Source organism: Novosphingobium sp. P6W (assembly GCF_000876675.2).
Taxonomy (GTDB): Bacteria; Pseudomonadota; Alphaproteobacteria; order Sphingomonadales; family Sphingomonadaceae; genus Novosphingobium.
On sequence record NZ_CP030355.1, the window covers coordinates 96,172 to 115,328 of the forward strand.

Consider the following 19,157-nt stretch of genomic DNA (forward strand, 5'->3'; position numbering starts at 1 on the left):
CTGCTGGGAAAGCAAATGCCGCTGATCTGCTTTTTCTCGCTCGTGCTGCTGCATGGCGCTGCTTTGTAACGTCTTGCGGAAAGAGTGGTGTCAGTGGATTGCTTTTTTCCCCAGATTCCAACATGGTCGCGGCTTGAATGAATAGGCGAACGGTCCCCGATAAATGAACAGTGCTGATAAGTTGAAAGTCTTTATCGGTTACGATAGTCGTGAAGACATAGCTTGGCAGGTTGCTCGACATTCTCTTTTGCGTCATTCTGGCGATCAGTTAATCGTGCACCCGATCCGACAGAATTACGTTCGCGATATTGGTCTCTACACGCGCCCGGTCGATCTAAATGCATCGACGGAATTCTCCCTAACCCGTTTTCTGACGCCTTATCTTGCAGCGCAGCAAACTGGCTGGGCGATATTCAGCGACTGCGATTTCCTTTATACGGCCGACGTGTGCGCCGTCCTGGAAGGGTTGAACCCCGACAAGGCCGTTTACGTGGTTAAACACGAATATGAACCGGCCCAATCGATCAAAATGGATGGCAAGGCGCAGACCGTCTATCCGCGCAAGAACTGGTCTTCGTTCATGGTACTCAACTGCGCGCATCCCGATGTCAGATCGCTTACCCCCGACTTGGTCAACTCGGCTGCTCCGGCCTATCTTCACCGTTTTGAATGGGTAAAACATGAGGACCATATCGGCTCGCTGGAACTGGACTGGAATTTCCTCGAAGGGGAATATCCCGCACCGGCTACGACGCCCCGCGTGATCCATTTCACCAATGGCGGTCCATGGTTCGACGAATGGCAAAACGTCGACTACGCCGATCTGTGGCGCCAGGAAGAAGCGCTGTATCGGGCTTCCGTCGAAGCGCAGTGAGGGCTTTGATTGGCTAGATTTACGGCCTAAGTCGGCGAACGGGGGCAAGGACGGGCCCCCGCTCTACCCTGACCCCAGGGGCAGTTTGCACTATATTACCAGATGGCGGGCTTCCTGCGGTATCTGCTGGCATCTGTTGAGCATCTCGCCAGGCTCGCGCGCCGTGTGCAATCGCGGTAAGTCATGCCGGCGAGCAGCACCTGCCCGATATCCCCTTCCTTCAGCCATCGGCAATGAACTCTTGGAATATGCCCTCGAGCATCATGCGAGAAAACGATCCATGTCGATTCAGCCCTTCCAATGGGTTAAGACTGACGCCTGGCAAACCCTCCAGATAATTTGCATGGGCAACATCGGTACTGGACCCTGTTCCGAAGCATAAACGGATGGGGGTTCGGCCGCCATTGGCGGCCACCTCTTCGTACAGATCCAGTTCCGCCGTAACGAAACTGCGCTGCAGCCGGCGGATCACGACGCGCGCCCTCTGGTCGGTATGCTCCTCTAGAAACTCGGGCCTGCCGCATGTCACCCCAGAGGCACAAAGGATGCCGGATGCGGATAGGCCGAGCCCGTACCGTATGGCGGCACCGCCACCGGCGGACGATCCGAAGCAGAGCAGGCGCGTGGTGCCCAGTTCCTCCACCATCGCCCTAAGACTGGCGAGCGATGAAAGGTAATCCGACGCAAGGGCTGGAACTCCGCCTATGAAAAGCGAGCGTGAGGTGTCCCGCAGATATATCACGGAGTGCCCCTCTGCTGCGCAGAACGCATCTATACATTCGATCGGCACCATTGCTTGATCGGCCAAGCCAGTGAACACCATCAGCGTAGTGCCGCTTGAACCAGCAGGACTGACGATGACACTAGCGCCGTCATCCTCGATCGACGGGCGTAGCCGGGCCTCGACCGGGGGTATCAGCGCCAGCGCCTGCCGCAATTCTTCGTCGGCTTCGCGCCCGGTTGCCAGTAATTCCTGCCCTTCCGATACTTTCCCGGCAGCCGCCAGCGTCGCGGCGTGCTGCTGGGGTATTGTCGTCTGACGTGCGGCCGAGCCGTCGGCGGTATCTGCAGCCCTATCAGGCCATTTGGTTTTGATCGCGTCCGCGAGCACGTCCTGATCCCGCTTAGGTAACTCTCTCAACACTATGTGCAACTCCGGAAGATTGGGAGGTGGCACGTCCAGTTCCAGAAGGCCAAAAAGTGCGGTACGGACAATGTCCAAGTCCGCCGATCGCAGGCCTTCCAGGTACGCAAGATTGAGCAGTAGATGTTGCGAGTCCGTCCTGCCCTCAAGCGGCGCGGCCACAGCGCGGCTGCCTTCCACATCGCCGTTGTCGATGAGGTAGGCGGCCAGTCGGAACAGGTCCGATGGAGCACGGTTCTCATCCTCGGCGATGCGCTTGAGCGTCTGGCCGTGTTCCAGCTTCTGGGACAGCGCCTTCTGGACGGCAGCGCGCATCCGCATCGTTTTCAGCCCGCCCCAGCGCTTGCTTTCTAGCGTCGCGATGAGAGCATCAGCGTCCGCCACACGGCCGCTCTTGAGATACTGCCGGGCCGAATTGAGCGTTTCAGTGACCATGGCACCCTTGTCGACTTGCGATGCCGGTCTTTTTTTCTTGGTATGTTCAGTGGAGTCCATAACTGCGGTATCCGCCTTATCCAACCCATAATCAATATATAAGGGAAAATTCCTGCGATAAAATCGTTGGATTACAAAGATGTTTAGCAGTGAGATCGTTTGATGGAGCTGGCAAAACGCAATGCTGAAGCGATCGCGCCGCGCTTTAGCAGTTTGAGGAATATCGGCCATAAATCGATCCGCAGCGTCGCGCGGTGATCTAGCTTGCGATACGTCTCCTGAAACGCGGACACGCCGACTGCTTCGATGAGGTTAAATGCCCCGTGAAAGCCAAAGGCGCACGACACCGCGCCGCGGCGTTCGGCCGAAAAGCTGTCGGCAGTCTCGCGATCGGCAAAACGTATGGCGTGGTCAATTTCCAGCATTTTGCGGTTGGTTCGGCAAATCGCAAGGTCCTCCGCCTCGCCGTCATACCGAAACCCTTGCGCGAGGCAGGCGTCGAGCAAACGCCGACTGCGCAGGGAGAAGCCGCCGTTGCCGACGTCGTGCCCATCCGCGAATTGCGGCCAGGAGGCGCCGATATAGTCATAGTCCAAGAACCGGGTGTCCCACAGGTGCGGGTTTACGATAAAGCCATCCCATTGCACGACCAGGCAATGAGAGGTCGTGATCCAGGGCGCCAGTTCACCAAGCATAAATCGCGAATACTGCGCGGACGAGTGCAGTGGCGCGATTTCCACGCGGCGTACCGTCGGCGGCAGCGCCGCAGTGCAGTCGTCTGTGAACAACAGAGCAGCGCCGAACCGTGCTTTATCCATACACCGTTCCAGCGCCTTGATCGTCGCTGCGACGTTTACGCTGCTCGCCGCGCATAACGTTACTTGCGGCAGGTCGAGATACGGCGCTGGCGGGGCGGCAGCCGTTGTCAAAGACGCACCACGAAATGCTCGGAATATGGGCTCAATTCGGGGTGGTGATACGGGTCAATTTCGACATCGGTATGCCAGATCCGCTTCAACGCCGACAATTCCCCGGCGAAGCGGTGCTTCTTTTCGGGGGTGTCATCGGTTCCGCGTGATTTCGATTCATGGTGGATTAGGACCGCCCTCGGCTCATAGAAACTTTTCCATCCGCGCGCAGTGAGTTTGAGGCACAGATCGACATCATTGAAGGCCACAGCGAAGTTAGCAGCGTCGAACCCTCCGACTGCTTCGAACTTGCTCTTCTCCAGAAGAAGGCAGGCCGCAGTCACAGCGCTGACGAACTGCGGCACGTACGCGCGCGCGAAGTACCCTTCCTGATCGGGCGCAAGGAAGCGATGGGCGTGGGCCGCACCGCCGCCTACGCCCATGACGATCCCAGCATGCTGTATCGTCCCGTCAGGATAAAGCAGGCGCGCGCCTACCGCGCCGGTATCGGGTCTGAGCGCCGCGATCGCCATGGTTTCCAGCCACTGGGGTTCTGGAATTTCTATGTCGTTGTTCAGGAAGCAGATCAGCGGACCGCGCAGCGCGCCGACTACCGCGTTGTGCATAGCTGCATAGTTAAACGGGCTGGGGTCGCTTACCACGCGCACTCCGGCAGCGGAGATTTCCTCCAGATAAGCCAGCGTATCAGGCTCGTCCGACCCATTGTCGATTATCGTCACATCAAAAGAGGGATACCGCGTAGCCGCAAGCCCCTCCATACACATTCGCAGCAACTCGCCATGGTTGCGGGTGGGCACGATGATGCTGACGTGCGGCAACTCTTGTGCCATCGGGCTCAGACCCTGTGGCAGGGACCTGCGGGCTGGAGGAATTACCGGTAGGGGCCGGGCGCGGCGGTGGTGCAGCACCAACGCAACGTGCTGGGGACTGGTGCAGGCCCGGATAGCATCCTCCGGCCATGCGCCATCGATGGCGGCCGGATCGCAGGCAAACACGCAGCTATCGGTTAGGAAATCGTGATGCCGTGCCAGTTCCCCGTTCCACTCGGGTTTGAAATGAGGCGTATGCCTGTCTCCATCGTCCCGGACAAGATCGTCGTCCGCATAGAGCAGATCGGCTTTCGGATATGCCAGCAAGGCAGCGGCGTAGGCCAACAGCGCGACCGGGGCCAACCTGTCCCCGGCCTTCAACGTCAGGATCCAGGGGCGGATGTCGATTTCACCAGACGCGGCAAGTGCGGAGCGCAGCGTTTCCAGGCTGGGTAGCGTCCGCACGTTGCCTGCAAACGCTGGTGGTATTGCGGCATCGCCAAGTACGAGGACATCCCGCAGATTCCAGCCCCCACGGCGCCGCGCAACTAAACCAGCCTGTTCGACCGCGTGTAGCGTTCTTTCTAGGCCTGCGCCGCTTTCTCGCGCATCGACAACGATGGTCAACGGGGGCGCGCAGGAGGGTACATCTGCCAGCGCTGCATGCAGATGTACCTCACGCGTGGCGATCCACAGCTGGTAGGCATGCGGGGCGCTGCCCATGAGTTCGGACAACCGGTGCCGCGATCTGACCTTCATTCCCCGGGCGCGCCAGACAATCCCTTGCAGATAGCGAACCGGCGCTCGCTGGAAAGCCTGAAGCCGAACCAGCACGGCGAGCGCCGCGCGCCGGCTCGTGGATATGCCTGTTACTGGACCAACTTTACGATTACGCAATGCCGCGCTGTTCCAGGATGCGTTCTATCACTTCGACGTCGCTGGGATTGTTGAGCTCGATCGAGTCCCATGAGAGCGGGTCGAGATGGACGACGGCCACTGCCTGCCCGATGTCCAGAAAGCGCAGTTGTTCAAGCCCTTCAAGCTGCTCCAACTCCGAAACCGCAGCGGCATTGTAAAGTCGCAGCGCCTCGGGACGGTAGGCATAAAGGCCCAGGTGCAGGTTGACGGGAGGATGGTCACGCTCGGCTTCAGCGGAGGGCAGGTAAGGCAGAAGGCGCTTGGAGAAATAGAGCGCACGGCCAGTACTGTTGCACACCACAGTGGTGCCGCCGACCCGGCCCTGCGCGGCATCGTCCGCCAGGTGCCGGTAGACCGAACGCGAGCATCGCACGCCTGGCGTCGCCATCGCCGCCTGAGGGTCCTCCACCAGCTTACGGACTAAATCGTGAACGACGAACGCAGGCGAAAGCGGCGCGTCTCCCTGCAGGTTCACGATCACTTCGGCAACGTCGCCAAGCCGCGCAATAGCGTCCGCACATCGTTCCGTTCCGTTCGCGCAGGCCTCGTCCGTCATCACTACCTGACCGCCGAAGCCCAGCACCTCGTCCTGGATGCGTTCGTCATCGGTAGCGACCCACACCCCGGTGGCGCCTTCGACCGACATCGCACATTCCCAACTGCGCCGGATCAGTGTTTTGGACTGCCCGTCGCAGCCGCGCAGCGGCACCAGCGGCTTGCCCGGATAGCGCGTCGACGCATAGCGCGCTGGAATGATGATCGCAAAGCTGGGAAGATTCATGAGATCGTTGTCCTGAGGTCTGTGCTGGACGATCACGAAAGACCGATGCGCAGGAAATCGTGGATATGGACCACACCGCAGGGAACCGATCGTGCGTCGTCGCCCTGTTCAACAATGAAGGCCGCCGAGATCTGCAGGTCGTTCAGCAGTTCCAGAGCGGCTTCGGCGCTCATGCTCGCATCCAGCGTATGCGGAGTGCTTGTCATGACGTCACGAGCCAGCACGCTTCCCAGCTTATCGAAGTGCCGCCGCAGGTCGCCATCGGTAATTACGCCGATCAGAGTGCCATTGTCATCCACGATGCCGGCAATGCCGAACCCGCCCGAGGTCATCATGGAGACGACATCGGGCATCCTTGCATCGGCAGCGGCAAGCGGCATCGACCGGCCGGTGTGCATCATCTCTCTAACTGGCAGCAGGCGCAGACCGATCGCGCCGCCCGGGTGAAGCGCCTTCATGCCTTCGCGTGAGAAGCCACGCATATCCATCACCGCCATAGCAAGCGCATCGCACAAGGCCAGCTGGAGCGTAGTGGAGGTGGTGGGAGCGATATTGGCGTTGCAGGCCTCACGAGCTTGCGGGATGCAAAGCTGAACGTCGGCGTGGCGCATGACTAGCGAGCCGAGCCGCGACGCGATGCCGATTACGGGTACGCCGATCGCCTTGGCATAAGTGAGAAAAGCCTGCAGTTCGGCAGTATTGCCTGAATTTGAGATGACCACCAGCGCATCGCCGCGAACAAGCATGCCAAGATCGCCGTGCGCGGCCTCACCCGGATGTACGTAAATTGACGGAGTTCCGGTGGCGGAAAAGGTTGCCGCGGCTTTGCGCCCAATATGACCCGACTTGCCCATCCCGGTCACTACAACGCGTCCTTGGGCGGACAGGATCATCCTGCACGCGGTAACAAACGTCTCGTCCAGTTCCTGGGAGAGCGATTGCAGAGCTGAAGCTTCTATCTGGAGAACTTCACAGCCGCGCGCGAGAATCGTCCGATCGTCGTTGTCAACGGCCGGCTTTGGGGAAGTTACGAACATGCCTTGTATCCTTCAAGCAGGAAGCTTGCGAATGGAGCGCTTTATCGGCAGCCCTTGACCAAGGCAAGGTAAGCGTCTGAATTGTAGCCCGTGCTTCCCGCGCTTCGTCGCAGTAAAGGTCGTGTCAGGGTGGAACAAAATCAGCGATTATCGCAGTTTCGACTTGCATAACCCGAGGGACGCTACAACAGCTTCGACATGATCAGCCTCCAAAATGTGCTAAGCAAAAATTGTCCAAACATAGCACCCGCCCACCCCGTCCAGATGAGGGCGGGATCGCGTGGATAAGGCGCTTGACCTCGCAGTCGGTCAGGCGATGCGTGAAAGCGCCCGCCTAGCCATTCTTCCCCGCTTTACGCCGGGGGCACCGATCGCTGCGGACTGGAAGGCGGCAGGAGAGGCCGTGACAATCGCTGATCGCGAGAGCGAGGCCATTCTGGCCGAGAAACTGACCGGCCTGCTTCCGGGAGCGCGCGTCGTCGGCGAGGAAGCCGCCCATCACGAACCGGAAATCATGGCGCATCTTGCGCAGGGAACCTGCTGGATCATCGACCCGCTTGATGGCACTGCCAATTTCGCGGCGGGCGAGGGGCCATTCGGCATTCTGGTGGCCTTGGCCGAGGGCGGAATTCCCGTGGGCGGGTGGATCCTCGATCCGCTGACGGGCCGCTTCTGCGCTGCCCAAGCGGGCGCGGGAGCTACAATCGACGGCGAGCCATTCCGTGCCGGCGCAACGCGGCGAGAAAGACCGCAGATTGCCATTACGCGCCTGTTCGCCGATGCGGCACGACGAGCCGCCGTCTTCGAAGTCCTGTCGGCGACCTGCGACGTGCTGGACAGCCCGCGATGCGCCGCGGACCAGTACCCACGCATCGCATTGGGCGAGAACGACGCCACCTTATTCACTCGCACCATTGCCTGGGACCACGCCGCGGGCGTCGTTTTCTTGAACGAGGCGGGGGGATGCGCTGCTCGGCCGGATGGAAATCCCTACCGCTGCGACGACGCGCAAGGCGGCCTGATCGCGGCGGCAGATGCCCAGCGGTGGAGCAATGTGGCGCGCGCCCTGTCAGATGCCGGAATAACCCTGGCGGGTGCGGCGGTGTCCGCGTGAGCGTTATCCTCGCGCCTTAGCGGAAGAAGTGTGGGTAGATATGGCCGGGAACAATAGGACGGCATATCACGCTCAGCATCCTCAACGCTCTGGCAAAGCCACGCCAGCGCGCATCGTTTTGTGCCTGCCGATTTGCTGTGCCCGTTACGCGAAATAGAGAAGCAAGCTGCTCCTCCAGGAGAACCCGCCCCGCATGGAAGGGCATATTCAGCGCGGCAAATAGGCAGCTATGATCCAAGGCAGAACGGCACGGCAAGCGTTAGATGTCTGCTTGTAGCGCGGCCCCGGTCCTTGTGTACCCTTGTCTATCCTGGTGTGTCCTTGATCCGCTCAAAGCGGCACGGGCGCATGAGAAATTCTATCGCCTCCAGGATGCCCTCACTCTGGTGAGAGCGGTCGCCCTTCGAGCCTCGCCACTGCATGACGCACCACTTTGTCCAGGCCTTCCTCGGAGAAGAAGCCTCCGGGGATCAGGCAGCGTTCGATCAGCACGCGCCGAAAGGCAGCGAAGGTTTCGGGGTCGGGTGCCACTGGATTCTGCCAGAAAGCGTCGATGCCGCCCTGATAGGTGATATCGGGTATGTTGTAGACTGCATGGCCCAGCACCACCACCGGCAGGCCCGCCGCTAAAGCGAATGTACCGCTGGTGCTGTTGATGGTGACGACGCCCAGCGAACCTTGCGTCACCGCCACAATATCGCCCGTGGCAAGATAATCGACCCTGTCCGCCACGCCGAACAGCGCAGCAGTATCGGCGGTTACCTGCTGCCAGTCGCGTACGCCGTTGTCGAGCGGGTGCTCCTTGACCACCAGGCGCATGCCAGCGGGCGCATGGGCGGCAAACGAGGCGATCACCAGCCTGAGCGCATGGGCGATTCCCGCGAAAGGCGAGTGCAGGCGGATCTGCGCATCGGAATCGAGCTGGAGCGGAAACAGAAAGTACGCCTCGCCTATGCTTTGCAGCCTTGCCATGAGCTGGGCCGAGGCCGCTTCACGCACTTTGCGGCGCGAAAGTTTGCGCCACCAGCCCATGCCCTCGACTACCGGGTGCCAGGGGCGGTGGTTGCTCCAGCCCGGATAGTGCCAGCGGGTCAGCACGTCGGCGAAGTTGTAAGCTAGGCCCTCTGCGGCGCGGCGGCGGAACGAGGCGCTGACGTTCGCGTGAGGCGCGACAGGCGGCAGGGCGGCAGCGGTTTCGCGGTACCACACCGGATCGCTCGGCAGCGAAGAGTGGCCGTTGACCCCGCCCAGTTCCAGCGTCACCCAGTCAGGCCGGATATAACCTTCCTCGAAGACGTGGACTGGCACGCCCTTTTCGCGGCAGATTTGGATCGCGGGCATGTGATGGTCACGGCAATCGCCGAACAGGACGACGTCGGTAATGCCCTTGTCGCGCAAAACCTGCGCAAACCATTGCGGCCAGTCGGCCAGCGTGCCGCGATAATCGATACCGTTGGGCAGGCGCCAGAACAGGCGGTCGCCGCCGTTGAAGTTGATCTTGTGGACGGTATGCCCGGATGCGATCAACCCTTGCCCAAAGCGGCGGAACAGGCGGCCCATCAGCCCCTGAAGCAGGAGCACCGTGCGCGAAGCACCGGCAATCTGTTGCCGTTCATGCGGGGCGGTTAAAAATTCTGACATGCAAAAAAAGACGTGCTCCATGCTGTCCGCAAGGTCGTCGATACTTCCGCCGCCCGTCTTGCTGGACATCTATTTCAGACCGTTAGTATCACCCCCGACTTGCGGCAAGCCGCAGGGTTCGGAAGACTGTTTGCAAACCCTCGCTTCAGCCAGATTTCCCGCTCCCGGCCTTCGCTGGGATGACGGCCCACCATAACCTAGACGTAGACGGCTGATGACAGCCTTGCCCGCCCCGGCTATGTGCCCATCCCCGCGCAGGAGACCCTGCGCGGCGCGCGAGCGGTGGTGCTACAAGGCGATGACGGTGGATGGTCTGATATTGGGCGCTGGGGCATCGGTGGCCCTGTTCGCCGCCAGCGCCGCGCTCGATGCGCTGGTGCGGCCCAGGGTTCCCGCGCGCAGTGCGGCCGGGCTGTGGCTCCTGGCCTGGATGACGGCAGCGCTGTTCGGTCTGTTCCTCGCGCTCTGCGGCAATGTCACGGTGGCCGCCGCACTTACCCTGGCGGTGCAGGTGCTACTGGCGGTCGCCTCCAATGCCAAGCATGCGATGCTGGGCGAGCCGCTCCTGTTTTCCGACCTTGCGATGGTCGGCGCGATATTCCACCATCCCCAGTTCTATCTTTCCGCCGTCGCCATGTGGCAACGTATCGCCGCCGCGCTGGTGGCGGCCGGGCTGCTGGCGGTGCTGGCTTGGTTCTTTGTAGCCGATCCCGCCCCGCACCTTGCCGGAGCGGCGGGCCTGGCGGGCGCTCTTGCCTTGCTGGCACTGTCGCTGCGCAGCGCGCCATACCGGCGCCTTGCCCCTGTCCCCTGTGCTCACAGCGACACCCGGCGCCTTGGGCTTTATCCCGCGCTGCTGCTTTACTGGCTGCGCTGGTGCGAAAGCTCCGACCCGCCGCCTTGCCCCGAACCGGTTCGGCAGCCGCCGCAGGAGGCGCCCGAAATCGTGGTCGTGATCCAGTGCGAGAGCTTCGCCGATCCGGAGGAGCTGTTCGGCGACGCCGCCATGGCGCTGCCCGGCCTCACTGCGGCGCGGGCGAACGCCTGCCAGTGGGGCAACCTTCAGGTCAGCGGCTTCGGCGCCTATACCATGCGTACCGAATACGGTGTGCTGTTCGGGCGCGAGGAGGAGGCGCTGGGCTTTCGTCGCTACGACCCTTTCCTGACCGCGCTGGGCGAAGGTTCCTATGCGCTTCCGGCGCGCCTCAAAGCGGCGCGGCAAGGGGGTTGGCGCAGCCTGTTCATCCACCCTCACGACATGCGCTTTTACGGGCGCGACCGGATAATGCCGGCGGGCGGTTTCGCAGAGCTGGTGGGCGAGGACCGCTTCGCTCCGCCGACGCCGGGCGAGGGCCGCTATGTCACCGACGCGGCGATGGCGGACGAGATCATGGCGCTGGCGCAGGCCGCCCGGGAGCCGAGCCTACTCTACGCCGTCACCATCGAGAACCACGGCCCCTGGACGTCCGATAGCGGCTCGGGCGGCACCGACCTGATGACCGGCTACCTGCGTCTGGTGCGCAACAGCGACGCCATGCTGACCACGCTGACCGAGCGGCTGAGCGCGCTGAAACGCCCTGCCCTGCTGGTCTTCTTCGGCGACCACCGCCCCAGCATTCCGGGGGCCACCGCGCCGCCCGCTCCCGAAGCCCCCTCCAGCAAGCATACGCCTTACGTGATAATCCGCATGGACGAAGAAGGCCGGATCGTACCGGGCGAGCGCCGCCGCGCCGACCTGACCCCGGCGGCCCTGCACCACGCCGTGCTGGACATGGTACTGGGCGCGCCGCTGTCGAAGTAGCTCCTCAGGCCGGCGGAGTAAGCCCTGCCAGCACCCGGTCACGCAAGGGGGCGGGCAACAGGCGGTCCAGCCAGCGCAGCGCCTTGAAGGGCCAAGGCAGCACAAGGTGCGCCTTGCCTGCCGCAGCGGCTGCTGCGATCCGCTGCGCCACTACATCCACCTTCATCAGCATCGGCTTGGGGCCGGGCACCTTGCGCCCCGCCGCCGTGTCGATGAACCCTGGCGAGACCAGGGTAACGCGCACGCCGTGGCCCCGTACTGACAGGCGCAGCGCATCGGCGAAGCGCGCAAGCCCCGCCTTGGTCCCCGAATAGGCGGCGGCAAAAGGCAAGGCGTGGAAACCCGCCGCGGAGCCCACCAGTACGATGCGTCCGCGCCCCCTTTGCGCCATGCGCGCCGCCAGCGCCGCCGCCATAGCGGCGGGCGCCGTAAAGTTGATAGTGCCCAGCATCGCCACCAGGCCTGCGGCCTCGACGATATCCCCCGCCGCCCGTATATCGCCCCGCCCCGAGGCGAAAAGAGCCAGATCGAAGGCTTGCGCAGCATCCTCGGCCGCCAGCGCCGCCAGCGCTGCATCGACGTCGGCAAGGTCGAGGGAGCGTGTGGAGACCACCGCCCCCGCCGCCCGGCAGGTATCGGCGATGGTGGTAAGGCGCGCCGCATCGCGGCCCCAAAGGCTGAGAGATACGCCGCTTGCGGCATAATGGCGGGCCAACGCCCCGCCAAGTCCGCCAGACGCGCCGGTCACCAGAATACGGTTAGGGCCAGACGATTCCGTCATCACTGTGGTTTTATCCGACACACACGTATTTCCACACTTCTTGTCATAAGTTAACCTCACTTGGAGGCAATCCGACTTGACAGGCAATCGTCCTTACTGTCGAGGATTTCAGTCAATGCCCGCTCCGATTTCCAGTTCGCAACGCGTCAGGTTGTTCAAAAGTGAGCGCTTGGAAAAGCTTACGCTGATTTCACCGCGAACTTTCGCGTTGAGTTGGGCTGTCATGCTTCCGCTGATCGCATGGACCGGATGGGGATCGGCCGGGCCGCTCTATGCATCAGCGCTGATCGCGGCCGGTCTCACGGTCTGGACGCTGTTCGAATATGCCATGCACCGCTATCTGTTCCACCTGAACAGCGACGTGGGGGTAATCCGCTGGCTGGTGTTCCTGATCCACGGTAATCACCATGACAATCCGAACGATGCTCTGCGCGGGCTGATGCCGCTGCCGGTCAGCGTCTCGATCGGCTCGCTGGTCTGGCTCTCTTTCGTCGCATTGCTAGGCCCTGCAGGGACTTGGATGCTGCTGGGCTTCATGAGCGGCTACGTGCTGTATGACGCGGTCCATTTCGCCTGCCATCAGTTTCCCATGCGCGGCAGGCTAGGCAAGGCGCTCAAGCGCCACCACATGCGCCACCACTATGTCGACGAGGACAGCAACTTCGCCATCACCGCGATTTTCCTGGACCGTGTGTTCGCCTCCCGGATCTCGTCGCTCAAGCAGCGTTCCCCAGAAGCGGTATCCTGAAAACTGCTTGAAGGCCGAAGCAAGATTCCCGTGAACTGGCAGAAAGCCCTCAGTTCGCGCAGGTCGAAAGTGCCTTTTACCGGCATTGGCAAGAAACCGCAGCGCCCCTATCCGGGCAAGATGATATCTCGCCTCAGCCCGGAGTTGTGCCGCAAAGCGGCGCTGGCTGCCGATCTTCCCGGCAAGAACCTCAACCAGTGGGCCAAGGCAGCGCTGCCGCGGGTATCAGGTTAAGCGCCTTGCACCCGGCGATCCTTAAAATATGACAGAAAAATGCAGTTTTGCGACGATAGCTTGACCTCGCGCTGACATATAGTGGATTAGCATTAATACTTAATCCGAAGGGGACGGACGCTTCTTCTGCGGTGCAGGCGAACGGACCGTCCCGCAAAGGGCTCCTTTCGCGAGACCGCCAGGTGTCCGCGATAAGGAGTTCGATGCGTAAAATGTATCGCGGCCGGGCGGCCTTGGTATTGATCATATGCCTGCACTGCACGCCCGCTTGGGCCGCTTCGGCAGACAGTTCAGAGGTCATTCCGGTAGACTTTCCGGCAGTGCAGTCGCCCCTGGCGAACGGGACCGGCGCATCATTCCTTGCTACGGTGCCCGATCCAGCGACCGACTGGAACCTAGCCGACATAGGCGGCGGCCAGCGGCCGATTGCGTTGGCCGCCTCGCCGTCATCCATGCCGCAGGCCCCTGCCCGCTACGGCCCGACCGCCGATCTGGTGCCCCCCGCATCGCCTGCGCCCGGCATCGTCGCCGGGCCGCCGGCGGTGCTTGACCCTTCGGGTCACGTGCCGCGCGAATTCGCCTCGCACCGCGGCTTCTTTCAGCAAGCGGGCAGTTCCTCGACCGAAGTCGCCTTGCTTTCGGGCTACGTCCTTGCCCAGGGCATTCCTAAGCTGTTCAAGCCGACCACCGGCTTTCATTTCAAGGATGAAGGCTGGTTCGGCAAGGGCACCCAGAACGTGGGCATGGACAAGCTGACCCACGCTTTTAACACCTACCTGATCGCCGAACTGCTGCACTACCGCATCCACCGCAATACCGGCGGCTCCGAGGGCGATGCCCTGACCGCAGGGATCCTTGCCTCAGGGCTCATGGCGCTGAACGAGATCTCCGACGCGATCGAGCCGGACAGCGGCTATTCGATGCAAGACATAGCGATGAATGTTGCCGGCGCGACGTTCTCGGTGCTGCGCAACACGGTGCCCGGCCTGAAGGAAAAGCTCGCCTTCAAGATCGAGATCATGCCCAATCACCAGATCTACAGCCGCACCGGAAAGCCCCACTACGAACAGCAGCGCTTCATGTTTGCGCTGAAAGGTGCCGGTTTCGAAAAGCTGGAAAACAGCGCACTTAAGTATCTGGATTTGCAGGTGGGTTACTACGCCAGCGACTTCCTCAACAGCGACCGCGAAAAGGGCGTGACCCCCAAGCGCCACCTGTTCGTGGGCGTGGGCCTCAACCTGGGCGAACTGCTGTTCGCGAAGTCGGGCTCGCGCATCGGCCGGGCGGCATATTCGGTGCTGGACTACGTGCAGTTGCCCTATACCTCGCTGCGCTACGACACGACCGGGCGTTTGGGCAACTGAGGCAACATTTGCGCATCGCGTCTTCTATCGACGGGCGATGATGGTGTAGATCGGCCGGGTGCGATCACCGTACTGGAAGGTGTTCCAGGTTAAAGTGCTGTTCTTGAAACCCAGGATGCCGAGGTATTCTTGAACCAGCAGCGGCGGCAGACGGAACCATCCATCGTTTATGCCTTCCGGCGCAAGGCTGCGCGGCATGAAGCGGGGGGTTTTCCTGAACCGGCTCGCCAGCTTTCCGTAAGGTGAGAGATCCGAGACGATAACCGCCTCGCGCGCTAGCCGCGCCCCGTTTTGCAACGCAAGGAACGGATCGCGTAAGTGAAGCAGGATGCTGCCGTAGACCGCCACGTCCACCGGTCCGATCGACTGCGGAATGTCGTAAACCACGCCGTTGACCATCTTCGCACGGGACTGGAAAGCCTGGTGGCACAGCCAGTAGCCATTGTTGATCCGACGCAGATGTCTACGACGCTCGACGCGGGTCTTGTCATGATCGTTCTCGGCAAAGGGCACGATGTCCCAGTCGTAGTCCTCGGACAAGTCGAAGGAGACGACGTCCGCGCCCTTCTGTTCGATATGAAAACTCAGGATGCCGGACGCCGCGCCGACATCCAGCACGCGTCGTCCCGCGAAGTCGAAGTTGCCGAGATAATCGTCGATCCGACCGCGAAGGTCCCATTCCCCGGGCACCGTGCCGTGGCCGGGAACGTCCATGGTATGATAGAAGTAACACTCATCCAGCGACCGGATAATGCGCGCGGCAGCATAAGGCGAGGCGTTGTCGGACATCGAGCCGAGCCCTGCGTTTTCATTCATCATCTTGTTAGACCTTCGAAAATCTTCCGCGCCGCTGCCTAACAAAAGCACGCCGGACTTCCTACCGCGAAGAACCCGGCGTAAAATTTTTCGCGCTACGGCATCAGCCCCGCAATCGCGCGGGAAACGATGGACATATGTTCGCCCCAGGACGGGTCGTGCCAGTCCGGCAGGCGCTCCATCTGCGCTGCGTGCAAGGGGCCGCAGACCGCGTGGTCCAGTACTGCCCTCTTCCAGCCCGGCCCGTCGAGCGGGTCAAGGTAGTCGGGCACGTCGCCGCCCACTTCGCGCAGGGCCCCAAGGTCACTGCAGATCGCCGGCGTGCCCACCGACAGCGCCTCGGCTACTGGCATCCCGTATCCTTCGGCAAAGGAGGGCATCAGCAGCGCTCGGGCGCCGCGCAAGAGGGCCGAGAGGCGCACGTCGGGGCAGCCGCCCAGTTCCTCCACATGGAACTTCAGCGTCGGGCAGCGCTCCAGCATGTCAACGACCTGCTCGTTCTCCCAGCCTCTCCGGCCGATCACGACGAGGCGCGGCACGCTTTGTGGCGGTAGAGTTTCGGCGAGATGACGCCACAAGTGGAGCAGGAGAAGGTGGTTCTTGCGCGGCTCGATCGTGCCCAGGCACACGAAGTAGGGACGCCCATCAAACGCAGGCTCAGGCGCGGCGAGAGGAAGCGCCTCGGTGCCGAGCAGCGCTACATGGACCTGGGTTTCCTGCGCCAGCCATGGCTTGAGCGAGCGCCCGGTGGCGGCGGAATTCACGATCACGGCGCCCCCCGTCTCCGCTGTCGCTACAGCTACTGTCTCGATCCGCCGTCGGTGGAGCGCCGCGCCGGAAGGGCGGGCATACTCGGGAAACTCGATTGGGATGAGGTCATGTACCAAGCACAGGAACTTCGCCTTTTCCCGCGCCAGGATGCCGCGTACCTTGGCCGCATTAGTCAGGTGATGCGGCGACGCCTGAACGTAAACGCCGCCCGATCCCACGCCTTTCCTCGAAGGCAGCAAGCGGGCCAGCCACGGCATGACCGATGGCAGCGAGCGTTGACGGGGGCTGTCCTCTTGGCTCAACCAGCGGCGTTCCAGTTCGTCGAGGTAATCCAGTGCGGCGCGTCGTTTCACGCGTCCGTAAAGTCCGGTAGGATGCACGGCGGCAAAGGCCAGTGCATCGCCGTACTGCGCCAGCAGCCCGCGCGCATAGGCCATTTCCACCCGGTCCACGCCCGAAGGAGTGGAATAGCGCAGCCGCGAGATCAGGCGCGAGATGTCGAGGATTACTTGCGTCATCGAGAAGTGCTCATCAGCTTACCCTGCCAGCGGCGCAGCGGTGCTATCCAGCCCAGGCGGTTTGGGGCGCTGGAAGTTGCCATACGGCGCACCAGCACCTCGGGTGGGCAGGGAAGCCCTGTGACCGGATCGAGATAACGCGGGTAGAGGATCAATACGCCCGCCACCAGTGCATCGAGGCTCAGCTTGCGGGTACGGCGCTTTGGCACTTCGCCTAGATCGCGCGTCAAGCCCCAGCCTGCGTAGAAAGGGGCGCCGTGGCAAATGACTTCACGCCCGCGCATCAGCGCCTCGAAGCCGGTGAGCGAGGTAAGCACATGCACCGCGTCCACCGCGTCCAGCAGCGGCGCCATGCCGCCGCCGCGCACGATGCGGTCAGCGAACGCGAGAACCTCGGCATCGGGAACCGCGCCCTTGCGGTGGCCGGCGTCGACATCAGGGTGCGGGCGGAACCAGATCTCGGCATCGGGCTCGGCGGCGCGGACACGGCGCAGCAATTCGAGATTGGCCCCGAGCCCAGCGCGCGCGACCAGCTCGCCGCCGCCCGCAATTACCGACATGTCGTCGGCAACCTGGGCGGGGACGAGGATCAGGCGCTTGCCGGGCTGGCGTTCGGGCACCGACGATACGGTTCCTGCCGAATACTTGCTGATGCCCGCGGCAACGATCGTCTCTCGCAGAGCTGCGGCGCGTTCGAGCAGTCTTGGCGGTGTCTCGGTATTGTTCAGGATCTTTTCGAGGTCGCTCGGGCCTGCCGGGTCAAAATGAATACCCAAGGCGTCGACTACCACCGACGAGGGCGGCACCAGATCGACGCCGAGGCCGACAGAACGTACGAAACCATCCTCAACCTGGACCAGCGCGGTGCCCTGTGCGCGGGCGTTCCGGGTCAGGGCCGGGGAGACGCGCGAAGGCCAGATAGCCACCGCGCCGCCAGTCCCACCATCAGCCTTGCGAGCGATTGAAAGTGCCCGCGCCGAAGCGGAAACGATCCGCAAGGGGCGCTGCGGGTGCCATAGGAAATGGCTGATTTCCTTACGCTTCCACCATGCCATACCGCAAGCCGCCACAATTGGCCGGTTGGCATCGAGGACCGTGCGCCACGAACCCAGCAGCTCCACAGCCGCTGCCATGGTGGAAGGCTCACCGGTGAAGGGATCACGCCAGATCGCGGCACCCAGCGCCTGCGCGGCAAGACGGTCCAGTGTGCCGCCGTCATCGCCGGGGACGCCAAAACGGCCGGGCGAAAGCACCTCCACCGATGCACCCATCACGCGAGCCAAGACAATCCATTCGTCATCGCCATGCGCGGCAAGCGCCTGCGCATCGCGCAATACCGACCATGGATCGACATCGCCGCGCCATTCCTCGCCGGCCAGCGCACCCGCCCAACTCCGACCGGCGAAAGGAGCGATCCACACCGCATTCGCGCGGCGCAGCGTGCTGATTTCAGCGATGGTACGGGGGCGCAGCACGGTCCCGGCAGGATGGGTAAGACCTGCGGGGTCAGCCCAGAACCGCCCGCCGACGCGCGCTTCACCGACAGCCGCGAACATCGCGGAAGGGTCGGCAATCTGCGCTGCGGCACCCGCGGCGAAGTTCGACACGGTGGCATCAGCCCAGGGAAACGGCGGTGCGCGCAGCAGAGGAAGGGGAGGAATCATGGACGGCGACCCCACGCGGCCAAGTCCGGCACGCTGCCGCCGCTGCGGATCGCACTGTAGGAGCTCCTCGCCAGCTTCATACTACACCCAACCTCCGGCCTTTCCGCCGTCAGAGCCAGGCGGGAGCGCGCATTAGTCCGGCGCAGCGGGTCTTCGGCCGCGAAGGAGTTGCCGTGTCGGACAATGACGAAGTCGGGGAGGGAAGCAGGCGCGGGCATCGGATGCGCGGTATCAGTCCACGAAGGAATCGCCTAGCCGTGCGATCACATACTCGGCCAAGGCGAGGTCTTGCCGCGTGTCGATGCGGGACATGATATGCGCAGATTGATCTCAATTGTCGCGGCCGTGCGCCCGGCGTTAAAAGAACGCCGTTGCTTTAGCCCCTCCTGCATCTCGTAATGCTCCTGAGGGACACCAGCGAACCACTCACGAGCGGCCATGTGGTAGCCGTAGAGCCAAGGCCTGGCGAGAACGGCTCGGCGCCACGCAGCGCCTCAACCAGCCCCGAAACGATAGCGGCCGGAACAGCGGATCGCCCTGCAGGTCGATAACAAAACCTGGCTTCTCCATCCGCTGTTGCGCCGCAGCCCATGCGCCCGCGAACCGAAAGTAATTTTGGTGCAGCCATCACCGCTTCCGCGCCGATTTCGCGAGCATGAACAGAGAGGCGCTCGTTGGCTGTCGCCACCACATCCCAACCACGACAAGGCAGTTTCGGACCGCCCAAATGCCCTAACACTGAATGATGGGGGTAAAGACTGACAACACGTATCGTATC

General features: G+C 62.5%; 16 protein-coding genes. 6 read left to right on the forward strand and 10 right to left on the reverse strand.

The window, feature by feature from the left end:
• Nucleotides 1–163: 163 nt before the first annotated feature.
• On the forward strand, nt 164–874 hold the full coding sequence (locus tag TQ38_RS29380; RefSeq protein WP_043980749.1) for a hypothetical protein: 711 nt from the start codon (nt 164–166) through the stop codon (nt 872–874).
• A 220-nt stretch (nt 875–1,094) separates the two neighbouring features.
• Here TQ38_RS29380 and TQ38_RS29385 read toward each other — a convergent pair whose 3' ends face one another.
• The 5 genes from TQ38_RS29385 to TQ38_RS29405 are packed head-to-tail and all read right to left on the reverse strand — an operon-like array spanning nt 1,095 to nt 6,927.
• Entirely contained in the window at nt 1,095–2,684 is a 1,590-nt protein-coding gene (locus tag TQ38_RS29385) for a hypothetical protein (RefSeq protein WP_162792493.1), read from the reverse strand.
• Nucleotides 2,597–3,382 (reverse strand): DUF5672 family protein, encoded by a 786-nt coding sequence (locus TQ38_RS29390; protein WP_240198239.1) that lies wholly within the window; start codon nt 3,380–3,382, stop codon nt 2,597–2,599. Before TQ38_RS29390 ends, TQ38_RS29385 begins: the two co-directional genes overlap by 88 nt.
• Nucleotides 3,379–5,025, reverse strand: a complete 1,647-nt coding sequence (locus tag TQ38_RS29395) for a glycosyltransferase family 2 protein (protein WP_240198240.1) — start codon at nt 5,023–5,025, stop codon at nt 3,379–3,381. Before TQ38_RS29395 ends, TQ38_RS29390 begins: the two co-directional genes overlap by 4 nt.
• Before the next feature lie 55 nt (nt 5,026–5,080).
• Entirely contained in the window at nt 5,081–5,890 is an 810-nt protein-coding gene (locus tag TQ38_RS29400; RefSeq protein ID WP_043980753.1) for a 3-deoxy-manno-octulosonate cytidylyltransferase, read from the reverse strand.
• A gap of 32 nt (nt 5,891–5,922) precedes the next feature.
• Complete coding sequence (locus TQ38_RS29405; protein WP_043980755.1) at nt 5,923–6,927, reverse strand: SIS domain-containing protein; 1,005 nt, start codon at nt 6,925–6,927, stop codon at nt 5,923–5,925.
• Between the two features lie 280 nt (nt 6,928–7,207).
• On the opposite strand from TQ38_RS29405, the gene TQ38_RS29410 reads away from it, so the two are divergent.
• Nucleotides 7,208–8,041, forward strand: a complete 834-nt coding sequence (locus TQ38_RS29410; protein ID WP_113942140.1) for an inositol monophosphatase family protein — start codon at nt 7,208–7,210, stop codon at nt 8,039–8,041.
• Between the two features lie 378 nt (nt 8,042–8,419).
• Here TQ38_RS29410 and TQ38_RS29415 read toward each other — a convergent pair whose 3' ends face one another.
• Complete coding sequence (locus TQ38_RS29415) at nt 8,420–9,751, reverse strand: capsule biosynthesis protein (protein WP_370059861.1); 1,332 nt, start codon at nt 9,749–9,751, stop codon at nt 8,420–8,422.
• A 235-nt stretch (nt 9,752–9,986) separates the two neighbouring features.
• Here TQ38_RS29415 and TQ38_RS29420 point away from each other — a divergent pair, with 235 nt between their 5' ends.
• On the forward strand, nt 9,987–11,483 hold the full coding sequence (locus TQ38_RS29420; RefSeq protein ID WP_370059862.1) for an LTA synthase family protein: 1,497 nt from the start codon (nt 9,987–9,989) through the stop codon (nt 11,481–11,483).
• 4 nt (nt 11,484–11,487) lie between these two features.
• Here the strand turns inward: TQ38_RS29420 and TQ38_RS29425 are convergent, their stop codons facing one another.
• On the reverse strand, nt 11,488–12,264 hold the full coding sequence (locus tag TQ38_RS29425; RefSeq protein ID WP_043980757.1) for an SDR family oxidoreductase: 777 nt from the start codon (nt 12,262–12,264) through the stop codon (nt 11,488–11,490).
• 223 nt (nt 12,265–12,487) lie between these two features.
• Here TQ38_RS29425 and TQ38_RS29430 point away from each other — a divergent pair, with 223 nt between their 5' ends.
• The 3 genes from TQ38_RS29430 to TQ38_RS29440 all read left to right on the forward strand — a co-directional run bounded on the left by TQ38_RS29430 (nt 12,488) and on the right by TQ38_RS29440 (nt 14,610).
• The gene (locus TQ38_RS29430) at nt 12,488–13,012 is read left to right on the forward strand and encodes a sterol desaturase family protein (RefSeq protein WP_240198241.1); all 525 of its coding nucleotides are present in this window, start codon (nt 12,488–12,490) and stop codon (nt 13,010–13,012) included.
• Between the two features lie 30 nt (nt 13,013–13,042).
• A complete protein-coding gene (locus tag TQ38_RS31235; RefSeq protein ID WP_043980760.1) occupies nt 13,043–13,246 on the forward strand; it encodes a toxin-antitoxin system HicB family antitoxin in 204 nt (67 codons plus the stop codon).
• Between the two features lie 203 nt (nt 13,247–13,449).
• On the forward strand, nt 13,450–14,610 hold the full coding sequence (locus TQ38_RS29440; RefSeq protein ID WP_113942141.1) for a DUF2279 domain-containing protein: 1,161 nt from the start codon (nt 13,450–13,452) through the stop codon (nt 14,608–14,610).
• Between the two features lie 24 nt (nt 14,611–14,634).
• Here TQ38_RS29440 and TQ38_RS29445 read toward each other — a convergent pair whose 3' ends face one another.
• The 3 genes from TQ38_RS29445 to TQ38_RS29455 form a co-directional block, all read right to left on the reverse strand.
• Nucleotides 14,635–15,429 carry a bifunctional 2-polyprenyl-6-hydroxyphenol methylase/3-demethylubiquinol 3-O-methyltransferase UbiG gene (locus TQ38_RS29445; protein ID WP_052506036.1) on the reverse strand — a complete coding sequence of 265 codons (795 nt, stop codon included), beginning with the start codon at nt 15,427–15,429 and terminating at the stop codon, nt 14,635–14,637.
• Between the two features lie 92 nt (nt 15,430–15,521).
• Nucleotides 15,522–16,715, reverse strand: coding sequence for a glycosyltransferase family 1 protein (locus tag TQ38_RS29450; protein WP_043980762.1), 1,194 nt, complete (start codon nt 16,713–16,715; stop codon nt 15,522–15,524).
• On the reverse strand, nt 16,712–18,379 hold the full coding sequence (locus TQ38_RS29455) for a capsule biosynthesis protein (RefSeq protein ID WP_043980764.1): 1,668 nt from the start codon (nt 18,377–18,379) through the stop codon (nt 16,712–16,714). The genes TQ38_RS29450 and TQ38_RS29455 overlap by 4 nt, the downstream gene beginning before the upstream one ends.
• Nucleotides 18,380–19,157: the final 778 nt, after the last annotated feature.